Consider the following 15,860-nt stretch of genomic DNA (forward strand, 5'->3'; position numbering starts at 1 on the left):
ACCGCTAATTCTTAACCATTGAATAACAACTGGCAGCTTTTCTGCCCTTTGGATGGAAAACGAAAATGGCCTCGTTTGCAGCTAAAACTCTTCTGGCTCTCGCAGTCTCTGCAGCCGTCATTGCCCCTGTCAATTCGGCCTCAGCCGACGATTGGGGTCGCCATCATCGCGACGACGCCCTGATCGGCGGCATGCTTGGTCTTGCCGCTGGTGTGGCAGTCGGTTCTGCGCTGGCACAGCCACGGTACTCCGAAGAACGGGTCTATGACGAACCACCCGTCCGCAGCTACCAGACTTATCAGCCACGCTACACCTATAGCGAACCTGATTACAGATATGAGCGGCCAGCGCCGCGTCCAGTCTACCGCGCCCAGCCGGTTTACGACACGCGCCCAGCTTACCAGCCACGCCCGCGCTACCGCACCATCGAGCCATGGTCGGCAACATGGTTTGACTATTGCTCGCAGCGTTACCGCAGCTTCAATGGCCGCACCGGCACGTATGTGGGCTATGATGGCCAGAGCCACTTCTGCGTTGCGGGCTGAAGCTTCGAGATGAACCAAAGCAGCCGCGCGGGCTATGATCCCTTACGGACATAGTCGGCGCGGTTGATGCTGTGCCGCTGTAGCTTGTCGTAAAAGGTCTTTCGGGCGATGCCCAGCGCCCCGATCGTGCTAGCGACATCGCCTTCGAATGTCTCAAGCGTCTCACGAATGATCTGCGCTTCTTCCCGGTCAATGCGCTCTGATAGCGTGCCTGAAGTCTGCCGAGGTGTAACAGGCGTCGTCTGAGCCGCCGAATCTTCCAACCCAAGCACTACGCGCTCTGCAAAATGTCCGAGTTCGCGCACATTGCCCGGCCAGTCATGGTCGTTGAGATGACGCGAAACAGCTGATGTAATAGTGGGCATGGCCATGCCGAAACGCTTGGAAGCCTTTGTGACGAAGTGGGAAAACAGCAGCGGAATATCGGCTTTTCGCTCCCGCAAAGGCGGAATGGAAAGCGTTACCACGTTCAGCCGATAATACAGGTCATCACGAAAATCGCCGCGCTGCTCCGGGTTTCCCAGATCCACCTTGGCAGCGGCAACCACGCGAATATCGACAGACCGCACCTCGTTGGAACCAACCGGCGAAACCTGCCGTCCCTCCAGCACGCGAAGCATCCTGACCTGGACGGCGGGCGGCATGCTTTCAATTTCATCGAGGAACAGCGTTCCACCACTAGAATGCTCGATACGGCCAACGCGTTTTTTCTGCGCGCCGGTGAAGGCCCCGGCCTCATGGCCGAAAAGCTCGCTCTCAATGACCGTTTCCGGTAAGGCACCACAGTTGAGCGCAACGAAATTGCCCTTGGCGCGGCGTTTGCTCCAATTGTGAAGGGCGGTGGCGACAACTTCCTTGCCGCTGCCGGTTTCACCCGCAACCAGCACATCCACGTCCGTATCGGCGATATGCCTAAGTGTATTGCGCAAGCGCTCCATAGCTGGCGTCTGGCCAATGAGCGGCAGGTCGTCCTCTGCCTGCTGCGCGGCTTGCTTCAGCGCGCGGTTCTCCATGACAAGGCGGCGCTTTTCGAGAGCGCGGCGCGCGCTTTCCACCATCCGCTCTGTAGGAAACGGCTTTGCAATGAAATCGTAAGCGCCGTTTTGCAGCGCTGCCACCGCCATCGGCACATCGCCATGGCCTGTAATGAGAATGACCGGCAGATCCGCATCGATCTGCCGCAGGCGATCAAAAAATTGAAGGCCGTCCATGCCTGGCATGCGGATATCTGTGATGACGACGCCGTCAAAATCCTGCGATATCGCTTCCAGAGCCAACTCGGCTTTTGGAAACGGTGAGACCATCATGCCGTGCAGCTCCAGCGTCTGGCGCATGGCTTTGCGTAATTGCGAGTCATCGTCGACAAGGTAGACCGTGCCATGGATCGTCATATCACGCTCGCTTCAGGTATACAGAGAAACAGGTTCCGGTCTCGCCGGTGACGACAGCGATGCGACCACCATAATCGGAGGCAATATCGCGCGAAATGACGAGACCAAGCCCAAGACCACCTTCCTTTGAGGTGTTGAATGGCGAGAAGAGTTGCTGGAGAATGTCAGGTGCGATGCCCGGCCCATTATCAGCAATTTTGAGCAACACCTCATCGCCTGCATCCTCAGTGCGCACGGTAACGCTGCCATCCGGCTTATCCTCGACCGCTTCAAGTGCGTTTTGCAGAAGGTTGATGACGATCTGCTCCAGCCTGATGCGGCTGCCCGATACCATCACAGTTTCATCCGGTAACCGAATGTCCAGAGCATCCATGCGCCCGGCGAAACGACTGCGCAGCAGCACTACGGCACCTTCAATGACAAGACGGATGCTGACCGGCTCTGCCGCCGTGCGGCCTTTGCGGGCCAGTATCTTGAGATCGCTGGTGATGACACCGATCCGCTCCGTCAGCGAAGCGATACTCTCCAGATTCTCGTCCGCTTCCGCCTTGCGACCCCGTTGGAGGAATACCCGAGCATTATCGGCAAAGGCGCGGATGGTTGCGACGGGCTGGTTGATTTCATGGGCCACACCTGCTGCCACCTGGCCCAGAATGGAAAGGCGGTTAGCCTTGACCAGTTCGTGCTGAACGCTTTGCAACTCTTCAGCCGTCTGTTCGTGGCGCACGATTTCAGCCTGGAGACGATCCCGCGCCATCGTCAGATCAATCGTTCGCTCCTGCACGCGGCGTTCCAGTTCGGCGCGGTCCCGCTCTGCGGCGGCACGGGCTTCTGCGGCCTTTTGTCTGCGCCGAAACCATATGGCCGACAACGCAAAGACGGGCATGAGCCCTGCCGCAGCGATAATGCGGTTTTCACGAATGGCGCCGTTCATCGTGGCCTGCACCGGCTGGAGATAATGCAGTGACCATGCCGTTGATGGTACCGGCAGTTCCAGCCGCAAATATTCACCGGCCAGGGCCGCCGGTGAGGCAACGCTGACTATTGCGACCTCCGGCCCCGGTCTGGAGATTGTCTTCACCGGCATGGTGGAGAGTTGCTCATCACCGAACTGGAGACTTTCGGAGATTGCCTTACGGCGCGCATCTTCAACGGGCGCGACCGTCTTGAACCGCCATTCGGGAATGCTGGTCATCAGCACCACGCCGTTTGAATCAACGATGTAGACGGGCCGGCCACCGATATTCCAGTCTGTCTCAAGGCGATTGAACTCGACCTTTGCAATGACGACCCCGAGAGGGCTTCCATCCGGCCCATCCACACGCCGCGAAATGTAGAGACCCGGCCTGCGACTGACATTTCCCAGCGCGTAATGCTCGGCCTGACCCGTCTCTATTGCCTTCTTGAAGTAGTCCCGAAACGCATAATTGGAGCCAACGAAACTCTCCGGCGTTTGCCAATTGCTTGAAGCGATCGTGACGCCATCCATATCAGCCACGTAAATGACGGAGGCCTGGGTGCCTTCAATCAAGCCCTCGAGCTTCCTGTTCAGTTGCTCCAGAAGAGGGCCACGGTTCTGGAGTGCTTCAACAAGGTCTCGATCCTTCGACAGCACAAGAGGAAGAACACGCGGGCGCTCCAATGCCACATTCAGCAGTGCCGATTTCAGCTCGCCATCGGTACTGGCTGTGGCCAGCAAAGTCTTGGTGGCCTGAACACGCCCCAGCCTATCGGCAGCAACAAACACGCCAAAGGCGATGATAAGCCACATAACGCCAAAGGCGACCCAACGAAATCGAACTGTATGTAGATTACCGGCCATGAAAACCTCAGGTGAGACGAGTTCATTGTGTGGATTTCCGCACATAATGCAAGATTTCATGAGCGGATAAATGCACAAATGATGAAGCTCATCGTAGGTAGGCATTTTTTAATATTAAAAATCAATACGTTAATTTTCGAAACCGCGTTTGGCACGGTCTTTGCTGTCCTGAACTAGAAACGGTCTTTGACCGCGAGCCAGTTCGTCAAACCCGGGAGGCCATCAGGCAGGGTTGTGACCGAGGAGGAAAGAACATGATTGATAGCACCGCCGTGGCATCCAGCCACGTCAAACTCCCATTTTATCGCCACCTCTATTTTCAAGTTATCGTCGCGATTATTGCGGGCATTGCGCTCGGCCACTTCAATCCGACCCTCGGCGAGCAATTGAAGCCACTGGGCGATGCCTTTATTCGCCTTGTGAAGATGATTATCGCCCCTGTGATCTTACTGACGGTTGCAACCGGCATTGCCGGAATGAACGACATGAAGAAGGTAGGCCGCGTTGCCGGCAAGGCAATGATCTACTTCCTAACATTTTCGACACTGGCGCTGATTGTCGGCCTCATCGTCGCCAATGTCGTTCAGCCGGGCGCTGGAATGAACATCGATCCAGCCACGCTGGATGGCAAGGCCGTTGCAACCTATGCCGCCAAGGCGCATGAGCAATCCATCACCGGCTTCCTGATGAACATCATTCCGACAACCATTGTCGGCGCGTTTGCAGAAGGTGACATCCTTCAGGTCCTGTTCTTCTCGGTCTTGTTCGGTATTTCGCTGGGTATCGTTGGAGATCGTGGCAAGCCTGTCGTCGATTTCATGCACGCCCTGATGTACCCGATCTTCAAGCTGGTCGGAATCCTGATGAAGGCCGCACCGATTGGTGCATTCGGTGCCATGGCGTTCACCATCGGCAAATACGGCATTTCGTCCGTTACCAATCTGGCGATGCTGATCGGCACATTCTACTTCACGTCGCTGTTTTTCGTCATCGTCGTGCTTGGTGCTGTTTGCCGCTACAACGGCTTCTCGATCTTTGCGCTTATCCGCTACATCAAGGAAGAACTTCTGCTCGTTCTCGGCACGTCATCTTCGGAAGCCGCACTGCCGGGCCTGATGAGCAAGATGGAAAATGCAGGTTGCAAGCGTTCCGTCGTTGGTCTGGTCATCCCGACCGGTTATTCCTTCAACCTTGATGGCACCAACATTTATATGACGCTGGCAGCTCTCTTCATCGCACAGGCAACCGGCATTGAACTGACGTGGGGTCAACAGATTTTGCTGCTGCTCGTGGCAATGTTGAGCTCCAAGGGTGCGGCTGGTATCACCGGTGCAGGCTTCATCACGCTGGCAGCGACGCTCTCGGTTGTTCCATCGGTTCCGGTTGCCGGCATGGCGCTCATTCTTGGAATCGACCGCTTCATGTCTGAATGCCGTGCGCTCACGAACTTCGTTGGTAATGCTGTGGCAACCATCGTCGTTGCCCGCTGGGAAGGTGAACTTGACGAGGCGCAGCTTGCCCGGGTGCTGAGCGGCGAACACATTCCCACAACAGGCGACGTTGAGCCTGCCGCTATTGCACAACCTGCCGAATAAAGCAGACAGACCGCACGAAAGAGGCCCGCCCGATTTCATCGGCGCGGGCCTTTTCTTTACGTGAGACCTTCTGAAATTCGAGAGACGGATTACCCGCCGCTTGGGCCACGGCTTGGCCGCGCATCCCGCGCTGCTGCAAGCCCTCGGACAGCATCGCGATGGCCTGTTGAGGCAGGCCCCTCAAATACCTGAATGGCTTCGGCATACCGCTGAAGATTGAGGTAGGCATACCCTCTGATCACCATCAGATCGCTGCGTTCCGTGGCAAAGCGTGCGCGTTGATCAAGCAGGATCAGCGCCTTTTCGTATTGCTTGCCCTGATATGCAGCCAAGGCACGGTCGGTGAGAATAGCAACTTGGAGTTCCGTTGCCTTCGTCTTGTCCATGCCGGATCTGGTCGCGGAAACGGCAGCATTGTCCGTCAGCCCCATGCGCAAATAGGCAAGGCTTTGGCCATAGGCAGCGTCGCTTCGAACAGTTTCCTGCCCGCCTCTGAGTGCTGAACCGAATGCTTTCAACGCTTCTGCCGGTCTGTTGGCATCCATCAGGCACCAGCCCTGTTGCAAGGCCTGTTGTGGCGCAAGACCATCCGGGTTCACGAATGTTGAGCAACGACCCGATTTGGACGTGGTCTGCGTGCGTGTGACGACACGGCCCTGACGTGCAGCGACCGTTGGCGCTGCCGTGCGGTAAACCACTTCCGCCGGCTGGGCGGTGGCGGCGCTGACAGGGGAACGGTTGCCTGCCACCTCTGCGCTGGCCGGAACCTCGCGGCCATCAGGCGCGGTTCGTCCGATCTCAAGGATGCGTTGCGATTGCGCACCCCATTGGCTCTGAAGCCGACGCACCTCCGCCGCATTGTTGAGTTCTTGATAGGTAAGGGCCAAACCGTAAGCCGATGCTTCGTCATCGGCCTTCCAGCCCAAGGCGGTGCTGAACCATTGCATGGCCAGTTGCGGCTGTTTGAAGGCTCTCGAATACCATCCAAATTCCTGGGCAGTGGCCGGGTCTTTTTGCGAAACAGCTTCTTCGGCGATGCGCCTGAGGACATCCGCTTCAAGCGCGATCGGCGGATCCAGTGCGAGGAGATTTGCTGCGGCGGCGAGATAGGTCTTTCTCGCATCCTCGGATGAGGAGCGCCATTCATACATCACGTCTTCCGCTTCCAGCGGATCACCGCGTGCGATGAGCGAAAGGGCAAGGCCCTGCGACGCGGCAGCCGAATCTTCCGCCGCTCGGGCACCACGAAACCACTTTTCCGCATCAGGAGCTTTGTCACGCCGTATGTTGTACCACCCCAGCAGCAAAGCATCGCTTGGAAGCTTGCTGCTTTCGGCGACGCGTTCCATCCTCAGCAGATATGCTGTGGGTACCGAGATGTCCTTGTTTTCACCGGCATTGGCAACGAACTGACGCGCAAGATCATCTTTGATCGGATCAAACTCTAGCTTTCCATCAGCACCGGGTTTCTCCTTGGACAGGAGGTCATCCATCATACCAATCGGCAAGAGGGTGGACGCCTTCTGCACCGTGGCAAGCCGTTCGGCCGGCCCATCGCAATTGCTCAGCACATAGTTATAGACGTCACGTGCGCGCTCGGGTTTGTCGGTGCGCACGAAGGCTTCCGCCAACCGCCACAAAACATCGACTTCGCTACAGGTCAGCAATTGTGGATTGGAAGCTGCGGTCTCCACCACGGCATTATACTGTTTGAGGTCCGAAGAATTGACGAGCCGCTGCCGTGCTTCGGCCAGTTTCAGCATGTCAGTTAGATTGGAAGGCGGTTCCCACGCGGGATCTGCGACCTGACGGTCTGCAATTGCCTTTCGAGCCTCCGCATATCGACCATTGGCATAGAGCTGCCACATCGTCTCCAGTTGCGCATCGCCCTGCTCCGGCAAAGCCAACGGATCTGCCGGTGGCGTCCAGTCCGGATAAAGCACTTTCAGACGCGCGATTTCGGCTTCCAGTCGGGCCTTATCCCCCTGCGCTGCAAAATAGCGAAGGGCACTTTCATCCACTTTGACCGAGGAAGCAGGCGAAGCAACGGAAGGTGCTGGCGGGCGGGTAGCTTGCGAAAGCATCTGCCCCTCAGCCCCAACGGGCGAAGGCATAGTGACCGGCGGAGAAGGCTGCGTGTCATTCTGCGCAAAGCGGATCGCATCGGGCATAAGCGATTTTTCGCCAAGCTGCCGATTGCCAAAAACATCGCGGCCGATCGACCCGGTGGTCTGAACCGTTGCGGTGCTTCCCATAAGCTGATCGCGCCAATGATAGGCACTGCCCGCACCGATGGCCAAAACAGCAGCCGCTATGTAAACTGGTTTTCCGATCATAGGCATTCCTCACGCGTCTGCGTTGCGAAAGACAATGCGAGGAGATGCAACGTCGATGGATAGTAGAGTGTCGGTTTGAACGGCCTCAGCTCTTCGGGAATGGGAGCCTTATTCGCCACGCAGGCCAACAGCGCCGGAATGATCCTGTAACCGGCATCTGAGAGCACGTCCTTGGGGTTGCCGGTGCGCAGGTCGAATGTGGCCATGCTTCCGCCCTCCACTGTTGTCGAAGCGATCAGCCTTTGATTGAGCGCGGCATCTCCCAACCCGGCACGAACCAGATAGAGCGGTATCCTCACGGCATTATAGCCGAATTCCTGCGGAAAGCCGTCAGCGGGGCGAGGTCTGGTTTTCAGGGATACCCAATCGGCGGGAAGCTTTCTGGGGCCAAAGAGATAGGCCTTGATTTCGGCAAGACCATCTTTGCTCAACGCAGCCCAAAGAGGTGATGGTGCAATCTCGTTCAAGACGGGAAAGGCTTCGAAAATAAGATAGGACGGATTGACGACCGGGCCATCCGGGCGGTCCGCCTCTGCAAATCCGACCGTTCCCGGCAGCAGAATCGTGCGCCCGGCCCGCTGAACAACGGTCTTGGCAAGAACGGTTTGAGCAATCGCGCGTGCCGCCTGGCTGTATTCCGGCTTGTTCCACTGCTTGGCGGCAAGCGCCAGCGCATAAGCAATCAGAATATCGCCATCTGTGGCGTTGTTGATGTCGGATATATGCGGCTCGGTCGCAGGGTCCCATTTCCATGCGGCGAGGCCATCATCCCTCACCAGAAGCTCCGTTCTGGTAAAAGACCAGATCAGCTCAAAATCAGCGGGGCTATCCGCCAGAACCGCCAGCCACATGCCGTAGCCTTGCCCTTCGCTATGGCTGATATTCTTGTTGCCGGTATCGATGATCCGGCCCGCCGGATCAAGAAAGGCCGTCTTGTATGCGCTCCAATCTGGTGGGGTGATCGAGGCGGCATTTGCGTGCGCGGGAACGAGCATCATGACGAACAGTGCAAGAGTTTGGAGCCAAGGCGCAACGCGATGTTTCATTTGTGACGCCCCATACCGCGCAGCATCAGATATGTGACAAAGCCGAGCAGCGTTAGAAATCCGATAAACACAAGAGAATAGGACAGGGTGTTCGAAGACAGCCAGTTGGCTGCAATCAGCCGCCAGTTCCAGAAGCTGAAGGACCGTGTGACGATGAAGCTTGGCTGTTCGGCAGCGATGGTTTCCACCTTGTCAGCTGCGGCATCATAGGTGGCAACGCGTCCGGCGAGCGTGGTCCAGCGTTTCTGTTCCGTCATCGCCGCCATGCCGGTGCGCAGATCTGATGCGGTCGGTGCTGTGGCCATAGTCCACACGCCTTGACCGCCCGGGCTCAAACCCTGCGCCAGCATAAAGGTAACATTGGCGGGCGGCGTATAGATCTGTTCTGCGCCGGGAAGGAACCGCAATGTATCCGAACTGATATCGAAATTCCGCTTCATCCATTCCTCGAATGAGGAAACCTGCCCTTGCCACAGACCACCATCAACCCGCTCCCGCCAGTCGTCAAAAAGCTGATCGGTCTGGGCTGGACCCGCCGTTCCTTCATTTTCCTTCCACGCCACCTGGCTGGCGGATGCCAGATCAAGCTGGCTGACCAGCGCTTGCGGCATCTGGCCCAACGTTCCGAAAAACAGCGCGTTTCTTTCACCGACTGCGGCAGGTGTCGCCACCATTTCGACATTGACGGGATGGCCGCCCGCGATGGCAAGTCGGCTGAGAAGTGTCGCAGCGGCAGACATGGTATCGCTGTCCACCCGCTCCAGCCAAACGGCGACAGGCTGGGCATTCGCGCGGTAAGGCTGGCCGACGCCATTCGTCGCCGCAAGATCAGGTGCCCTGCCAATCAGCGCGAAATTGGGCATGTGAAACTCTGTCGTATCGAACAGCGCAAAGCGCGGGGTCTGTGCTGCTGGCGCACCGGGAAGGCAGGCTGCGTCCGCTTCCGTGACAAGGATGGCCTCGATGGCCACAGTGTTCACACCGGGTACAAAATGGCGCAAGGTGACATTGATTGGTAGATGCCTGAAAATGCCGCCACCGCGATTTGAAATCGGCACCGTTGAGGCAATGTTGCCATTCACGTAGACATCGATGTGGCTACCGGGAAGAATTTCGTTTGAATAGGCGGCATCCAGAAGCAGCGTGGCCTCGCCATAAGCGGAAGCATAGAAATCCGCTGGTGTGCCGATAGTGAAGTCCGTTCTGAAACGCCTACCGGAAAACTCGCTGCTTCTGACACCCAGCGTCGATAGTGCAAGGCGTCTGTCCGACATGACAAGCGGTGCATCCGGCGTGTGCCAGGACCTTGTGGAAAGGGTTGCACGCGTAGAACCCACAGGCCGCTCGACAGCTGACGACAGCGTATCGATTGCCTGCGCCAGTGCCTGCGGTGTCGGGCCACTGACAACCAAAGCCGACGTGCCTTTAACGATATCGCTCTCAAAACCGGAGTAAGGGCCAGCAAGCGCTTCTGGCGGAACAGCCTGCGTTGCAGTTGCGATCTCGCGCGATGTACCGACCAGGACGGTCAGCGATCCAGGCATGCGGTCAGGCGGCGCCTTGGTATCAAACGTGATCTTCTGGTTCGGCATCTGTGTGCGCAGGGCAAGGGCCTGAGCCAGTTTAAGCAATGGTTGAGCAGAGGCCGGGTTTGAAAGCCCCGGCGCCACGATATTGATCGTCGTCGTGCCCGTTGCGTCCGCGCCTATCGCTTGAATGTCATCGACCGTATAAAACCGGTTGGCCACATCCCCATTGAAAGCGATGTAGGTTCCAGAAGGGCTGACATCGGTCCAGAGATCATAGGTGGATTGCACCGTGCAATCGGTGCGATGCCGCTGCTGCACGCCAAGTGAAATGGTGTTCGCGCCAGCCTGAAGCGAGCCCGCCGGTATCGACATAGATACATTGCCTTCACCATCCGGCGAAGACACACTTTTGCTGTCGAGCGCAACGTTGTTGACTGACACCTGGAGGCTGGAGCTTTCCGGCGCTACCACGATTGCGTTTTGATAGCCGATATTGAGCGAGACGGCTGCTTTTACCTGCTCAGGAGTGAGATACAGCGTCCATTGGCGCTGGTCCATCTCTCCCGAAAGTCCGAGTTCAGCAAATGGCAGGATATAGCGGCGGCGGTCGTCCGTGCTAGCTGACGCAGGCAAAGCGGCCGGTTTCGCAGGAGTAAGCACTGGTGCCGTGACCTCAGCAGGTCTTGGCACCGCAGGCACCACCGGCGCAACAGGCGCCACAGGAGCTGGCCGTGGCGGTGTCACCGGTGAAGGCGTTGGAGCCTCCGGCTTTTCAGGAGACATGTCGAAAGGCGTGGACTGCGCCAAGGCCACGCCTGAGATGGACGCAAGCAATGCGGTGAGAAGGATGGGTTTCATCATGTCTTCACCCTTTCCACCGTCGGCTTGGGCTTTTTCTCCGGCACGAATGAGCGGAACAGATAGAAAAGACCACGATTCGTCTGGAACACCGCGATGGCCAGGAAGGTCGCCGTCCCCTTGATGAGGCCAGGATTTTTTCTGCGGCTGCTTTGCAACTCGCTCCACTGGTCGGAATTGGCAAAAATGAGATCCGCGATCAAACGGTGGTCCACCGCCTGCTGGGGTGAAAATGTGCTGCCGACCGATGTGTAGCCGTTCTGGCGAACAGATCTGACGATGTTGATCGGCATTGTCTCCGGCACGCCTTCACTATGCGGCTTGACGCGGATGACCGCTTTTGAACCCTTTTCGACGACGGACAAGCCTTCTTCGAAAATATGGATCAGCATGCCATTCACAGACACGTTTTCGATGGTGGCGGGCATCCACGCATCGCTTTCACCAATCTGCAATTCGCACCGACGCTTAACGGTGACGCGGCGAGACGCCGATTTTTCACTGCGCTCCGAAACGACGCCCAGGGCACAGCCTGCAAATATGATGTTGAGCAGGTTCCAACCGCCCACAACCAAGGTCACGTCCGCCTTGTAGGGCTCTGCATAGACGCGATAAATCGCGAAAATCATGGCGATGACCAGCACGCCAAATATGACGAAGAACGGCCTGCTGATTTCCGACAATCTGGCTTCGCTGATCGACTCATCCTTGGCCGTAACCTTGAAGGTAGGCTTGGACGGGTTGAAAATGACCGAGACTACAGCGGGCAACAGATGAACCGTCTGCACATACTCGTACAGCTCTGAAATCCATGGCCAGCGGAAACGGCCAAAGAGGAAGTTCTGCATCATGAGGTTCACCAGCATATATGCCGCAGTGTAGGCGAGAAACTCCCCCCCGGATGCGACGAAAATCTGCAGGTCGAAAAACAGGTAGAACAGCGGCGCAAACAGGAAGATGGTGCGGGGAAACGGAAACAGCCAGAACAGCGTTGACGACATGTAGCAAAGCCGCTGCGTAAACGAGAGCCCACGGCGAAAAAGTGGCTGACGGAAAATCAGGATCTGCATCATGCCCTGCGCCCAACGGCTGCGTTGACCGATGAAGCTTGCAAATGTCGCAGGCTGGAGACCGGCAATCAGCGGCTTGTCCACATAAAGACTGTTCCAGCCACGCGAATGAAGTGCCAACGCCGTTTCGCAATCTTCTGTAATGCTGACGCCGCTGAAGCCGTCCGTTTCCTTCAGCGCCTGACGGCGCAGCACGGCGGCGGAACCGCAGAAGAATGCGCCATTCCATTTGTCCAGACCGCGCTGAATGATGCCGTAGAACATTTCGTTCTCGCTCGGCATCGTTTCAAAGGTGCGCAGGTTCCGCTCGATCGGATCCGGGTTGAGGAAGAAGTGAGGCGTCTGGACAAGAAACAGGCGATCGTCTTCCTCGAAATAGCCAACCGTTTCCTGCAGAAAATCTCGCGCTGGAGCGTGATCGGCATCGAAAACGACGATCAACTCACCCGTTGAGTGATCAAGCCCGTTGTTCAGATTTCCGGCCTTGGCATGCACGTTGCGCTCACGGGTGAGGTAATTGACACCCAGATCGGAGCAGAGCTTTTTCAGCTCTTCATGACGCCGCGTTGCGGCTTGCGCTTCGGGAACATTGGAGGCGTTGCGCTTCTGAACGCTTCCGCCATCGTCCAGCAACCAGACAACAAATCTGTCTTGCGGATAATCGATATTCTTCGCAGCAGCCAACGTATTGGCCAGAAGGACGGCATCTTCATTATAGGTCGGCACGAAGATATCGACCGTCGGCACATAGCCGGGTGATCCGGGACGGGTTTTTCGCGATGGCAGAGGCATCGAAACGATGACAAGGCTGAGCGCCAGCATAAGCACGCTGTACATTTCCGCCATATACAGCAGAAAGCCCGGAATGAAGTTTTCCGGCTGGTTGATGGGCGGCAGTGTGCTGGTGGTTCGCCAATAGACGTAACGCAGCACGATGGCGGTTCCGAAACCCAGGCCGATCAGGCGCCATGCGCCTTTGCCGTTCAGGGATTTGATCGTGGCCAGAAGCACAAGCGAAATCGCCGTTGCAATCAGGTGAGCCTGCAAACTGACTGGCAGCGTGATGATGACAAGCACGCAAACGGACACGAACATCCAGATGATGACGGAAATAACCTTGCTCATCTGCAAACCCCTGTTTTCAAACCGGTACGAGGCGAAATACCTTGACCTGGCCCGCAGTTTGACGGCGACACATTACAGTAGCGCATTATAAATAAGTCGATGCTAAATATGTTACTTGCATCTTTGCGACCCCTCCCCTGACGACACGCAATCAGGCGATGGAATTACGACACGTTTTGTCTCTTCGGCATTGGCTGTCGATGAGGAGTCTGAAGGCCGCGAGGCAGCGGCTCCGCCGACCATGGGTGACGGTATCACGACGCGCGATGGCGCAGCCTCTGCAACAGGAATTGGCGTTGGCGCTGGCTGGGCTGGCAATGAAACACGACGGACCATCGGCTGTGCGGCCTGACCCTGTCGGGGTACCGGCGTCTGCATGCCGGGCTGCATCGGAAATTCACTGGCAGTTACGGGGTAGATCGGATTTCCCGAACGACCCAGTCCCTCTGGCGGCTTCTGAGCGGTGCCATAAGGGTTCCAACCTTCAGCATCATAGCTTCCGGTAATCGTGTAATTATACATGACCGACAAAAGATCGCGTGTCGTCACGCCAGACTGGCACAACCGCAGCGTAACATTAATGCGTCCGAGGTTCTTGAAGCCCTGCCGCATATCTTCAGGCGAGCGGATGTGCTGCCACGCATAGAGACAGGCATCATCCCCCGCACCTCGCCCTGAGGCGTAGGAGAAAGCGCCATAGGCGTTCTGAAGATATTCAGCCGAAGGCGCGATCTGTGCGCCCGGGAAGGCCGTGCGAATTTCACGAGAGATCGAAGACGCACGCAAGCCGCCGCCGGACAGGCCATCCCGGCCCGTATCTTCGGCGCGTTGCGGACCGAACAATTCTATTTTCAGGTAATTCTGACCCGGTGTGCGCGCATCCGACCGCAGAATAACCTCCTGCTGAACCGCATTCGAATAGGTACGGCTGATGACATTGATGACTTCAGGACCGCCGGGTGGCGGAAAGATCAGGGCCTCTTCGGGAGGCAGCATCTTTGGCGCGCCTGATGACCGGACGCCGCCGGGGTTATTGCATCCCGAAAGCATCAACGCGACACCAGAAAATAGGACAAAGGCGGCGAGTTTCCCCACCGCCGCTCCCGCTGCACCCCATATGCAGGCGAAGGTGCGCACAAACCGAATCAACCATGACCAAACCATGTTCATGGAATACGTGAGCATTAAAATTTAGCAATATTAAATCTTACCCATGCGGCACGTCTCCGCCCGCCAGCGCGCACCCACAAATGTGGAACTGAACCCGTAAAATATAAGTTGGAGTTGGACTGCATTTATAAACCCGCCTAAGAATCCAACTGAAAAGAAGTGAAATGGCAGATCAAACAATGACCGCAACCAACCAGCTTTCAAATGAAGTCAAAAGGTTACGACGTTGGCTCGATGAAGATGCCTTGCCGATCTGGTGGGAGGTCGGCGCGGCCAAGCCATCTGGCGGTTTCCATGAACGTATTGGACAAGATGGCATGCCGATGCTGGGTGATGACCGCCGCGCCCGGGTGCAGCCGCGTCAGGCCTATTGCTACGCCGCCGCGGGCCAAAACGGCTGGACCGGGAGCTGGCAAAATGCTGTCGATCACGGCCTAAGCTGGTTTGACAAGGTTTATCGTCTTGAGAACGGGCTTTACGGAAATCTAGCGGATGCTTCGGGCAAGCTGATCGATCCGACATTCGATTTCTACAATCAGGCCTTCGCGCTCTTTGCCGCCGCGCAGACCGCGATGGCGTTTCCAGACCGACGAGATGCAATGCGCGCCCGCGCCTTGGCATTGCTCGATGTTTTGCAAGCTGACTACGCCCATCCAGTCGCGGGTTTTGAAGAAGCAAACCCTCCGGTGGAGCCGCTGTGCTCCAACCCGCACATGCACTTTTTCGAAGCGATGCTGGCATGGGAACAGGTGGACCCTGAGGGACAGTGGCATAAGCTGGCAGACGAGATCGCAGCGCTTGCCATCGAGAAATTCATCGACGCCAAGTCAGGCGGTCTGCGAGAGTTTTTCGATCGTGACTGGAACCCGATGCCGGGCGAAAAGGGCCGCATCATGGAGCCCGGCCATCAGTTTGAATGGGCGTGGCTCCTGACGCGCTGGGGAAGCCTGCGGAACGACGAAGGAGCTATAACCAAGGCAAAACGTATGTTCGAGATTGGCGAGACATACGGAATTTGTGCGCGCCGCAAGGTGGCGATCATGAGCCTCTATGATGATTTCACAGTCCATGATCCACTCGCTCGTTTGTGGCCACAAACCGAATGGCTGAAGTCCGCTTTGCGACTTGCCTCAGTCAGCCACGGCGAAGAACGTCAGCGTTATCTGGCCTCTGCTCTGAAAGCCATTGGAGCCTTGCAGCCGTTTCTCGATACTCCGGTGTCCGGCCTCTGGTTCGACAAATGGCCCGAAGATGCCCCCATGCTGGATGAACCAGCACCTGCCAGCACCTTCTATCACATAGTCTGCGCGATCTATGAGGCTGAGGACATGCTGAAATCGATGGCCAGCTAAAACAAAGGTTTAATTCGCCAC

General features: G+C 57.0%; 10 protein-coding genes. 3 read left to right on the top strand and 7 right to left on the bottom strand.

All coding sequences use genetic code 11. The features are described 5' to 3' along the window. Window positions 1–65 precede the first annotated feature (65 nt). Window positions 66–545 carry a BA14K family protein gene (locus tag ACQZ51_RS12805; RefSeq protein WP_448777709.1) on the top strand — a complete coding sequence of 160 codons (480 nt, stop codon included), beginning with the start codon at window positions 66–68 and terminating at the stop codon, window positions 543–545. A gap of 32 nt (window positions 546–577) precedes the next feature. Here the strand turns inward: ACQZ51_RS12805 and ACQZ51_RS12810 are convergent, their stop codons facing one another. Then, entirely contained in the window at window positions 578–1,936 is a 1,359-nt protein-coding gene (locus ACQZ51_RS12810; protein WP_448777710.1) for a sigma-54-dependent transcriptional regulator, read from the bottom strand. A gap of 1 nt (window position 1,937) precedes the next feature. Further along, entirely contained in the window at window positions 1,938–3,758 is a 1,821-nt protein-coding gene (locus tag ACQZ51_RS12815; protein WP_448777711.1) for a sensor histidine kinase, read from the bottom strand. A gap of 254 nt (window positions 3,759–4,012) precedes the next feature. Between ACQZ51_RS12815 and ACQZ51_RS12820 the strand changes: the two genes are divergently transcribed. Continuing rightward, window positions 4,013–5,353 (top strand): dicarboxylate/amino acid:cation symporter, encoded by a 1,341-nt coding sequence (locus ACQZ51_RS12820; RefSeq protein ID WP_448777712.1) that lies wholly within the window; start codon window positions 4,013–4,015, stop codon window positions 5,351–5,353. Window positions 5,354–5,442: 89 nt separating this feature from the next. On the opposite strand, the gene ACQZ51_RS12825 is transcribed toward ACQZ51_RS12820, so the two are convergent. The 5 genes from ACQZ51_RS12825 to bcsN all read right to left on the bottom strand — a co-directional run bounded on the left by ACQZ51_RS12825 (window position 5,443) and on the right by bcsN (window position 14,313). Then, window positions 5,443–7,695, bottom strand: a complete 2,253-nt coding sequence (locus tag ACQZ51_RS12825) for a cellulose synthase (RefSeq protein ID WP_448777713.1) — start codon at window positions 7,693–7,695, stop codon at window positions 5,443–5,445. Continuing rightward, window positions 7,686–8,735 carry a glycosyl hydrolase family 8 gene (locus tag ACQZ51_RS12830; RefSeq protein WP_448777715.1) on the bottom strand — a complete coding sequence of 350 codons (1,050 nt, stop codon included), beginning with the start codon at window positions 8,733–8,735 and terminating at the stop codon, window positions 7,686–7,688. Before ACQZ51_RS12830 ends, ACQZ51_RS12825 begins: the two co-directional genes overlap by 10 nt. Beyond that, a complete protein-coding gene (locus tag ACQZ51_RS12835) occupies window positions 8,732–11,125 on the bottom strand; it encodes a cellulose biosynthesis cyclic di-GMP-binding regulatory protein BcsB (protein ID WP_448777717.1) in 2,394 nt (797 codons plus the stop codon). Before ACQZ51_RS12835 ends, ACQZ51_RS12830 begins: the two co-directional genes overlap by 4 nt. Continuing rightward, a complete protein-coding gene (bcsA, locus tag ACQZ51_RS12840; RefSeq protein ID WP_448777719.1) occupies window positions 11,122–13,317 on the bottom strand; it encodes a UDP-forming cellulose synthase catalytic subunit in 2,196 nt (731 codons plus the stop codon). The genes ACQZ51_RS12835 and bcsA overlap by 4 nt, the downstream gene beginning before the upstream one ends. A 111-nt stretch (window positions 13,318–13,428) precedes the next feature. Continuing rightward, complete coding sequence (gene bcsN / locus ACQZ51_RS12845) at window positions 13,429–14,313, bottom strand: cellulose biosynthesis protein BcsN (protein ID WP_448777721.1); 885 nt, start codon at window positions 14,311–14,313, stop codon at window positions 13,429–13,431. A gap of 338 nt (window positions 14,314–14,651) precedes the next feature. Between bcsN and ACQZ51_RS12850 the strand changes: the two genes are divergently transcribed. After that, window positions 14,652–15,839 carry an AGE family epimerase/isomerase gene (locus tag ACQZ51_RS12850; RefSeq protein WP_448777722.1) on the top strand — a complete coding sequence of 396 codons (1,188 nt, stop codon included), beginning with the start codon at window positions 14,652–14,654 and terminating at the stop codon, window positions 15,837–15,839. Window positions 15,840–15,860 lie beyond the last annotated feature (21 nt).

It is taken from the genome of Agrobacterium sp. CG674, from assembly GCF_053521645.1.

What these genes read in the sequence shown, in the direction of transcription:
- ACQZ51_RS12815 (WP_448777711.1), bottom strand. Translation starts at nt 3,758, where the DNA reads ATGGCCGGTAATCTACATACAGTTCGATTTCGTTGGGTCGCCTTTGGC.
- ACQZ51_RS12810 (WP_448777710.1), bottom strand. Translation starts at nt 1,936, where the DNA reads ATGACGATCCATGGCACGGTCTACCTTGTCGACGATGACTCGCAATTA.
- ACQZ51_RS12805 (WP_448777709.1), top strand. Translation starts at nt 66, where the DNA reads ATGGCCTCGTTTGCAGCTAAAACTCTTCTGGCTCTCGCAGTCTCTGCA.
- bcsA (WP_448777719.1), bottom strand. Translation starts at nt 13,317, where the DNA reads ATGAGCAAGGTTATTTCCGTCATCATCTGGATGTTCGTGTCCGTTTGC.
- ACQZ51_RS12820 (WP_448777712.1), top strand. Translation starts at nt 4,013, where the DNA reads ATGATTGATAGCACCGCCGTGGCATCCAGCCACGTCAAACTCCCATTT.
- ACQZ51_RS12825 (WP_448777713.1), bottom strand. Translation starts at nt 7,695, where the DNA reads ATGCCTATGATCGGAAAACCAGTTTACATAGCGGCTGCTGTTTTGGCC.
- ACQZ51_RS12835 (WP_448777717.1), bottom strand. Translation starts at nt 11,125, where the DNA reads ATGATGAAACCCATCCTTCTCACCGCATTGCTTGCGTCCATCTCAGGC.
- ACQZ51_RS12850 (WP_448777722.1), top strand. Translation starts at nt 14,652, where the DNA reads ATGGCAGATCAAACAATGACCGCAACCAACCAGCTTTCAAATGAAGTC.
- bcsN (WP_448777721.1), bottom strand. Translation starts at nt 14,313, where the DNA reads ATGCTGCCTCCCGAAGAGGCCCTGATCTTTCCGCCACCCGGCGGTCCT.
- ACQZ51_RS12830 (WP_448777715.1), bottom strand. Translation starts at nt 8,735, where the DNA reads ATGAAACATCGCGTTGCGCCTTGGCTCCAAACTCTTGCACTGTTCGTC.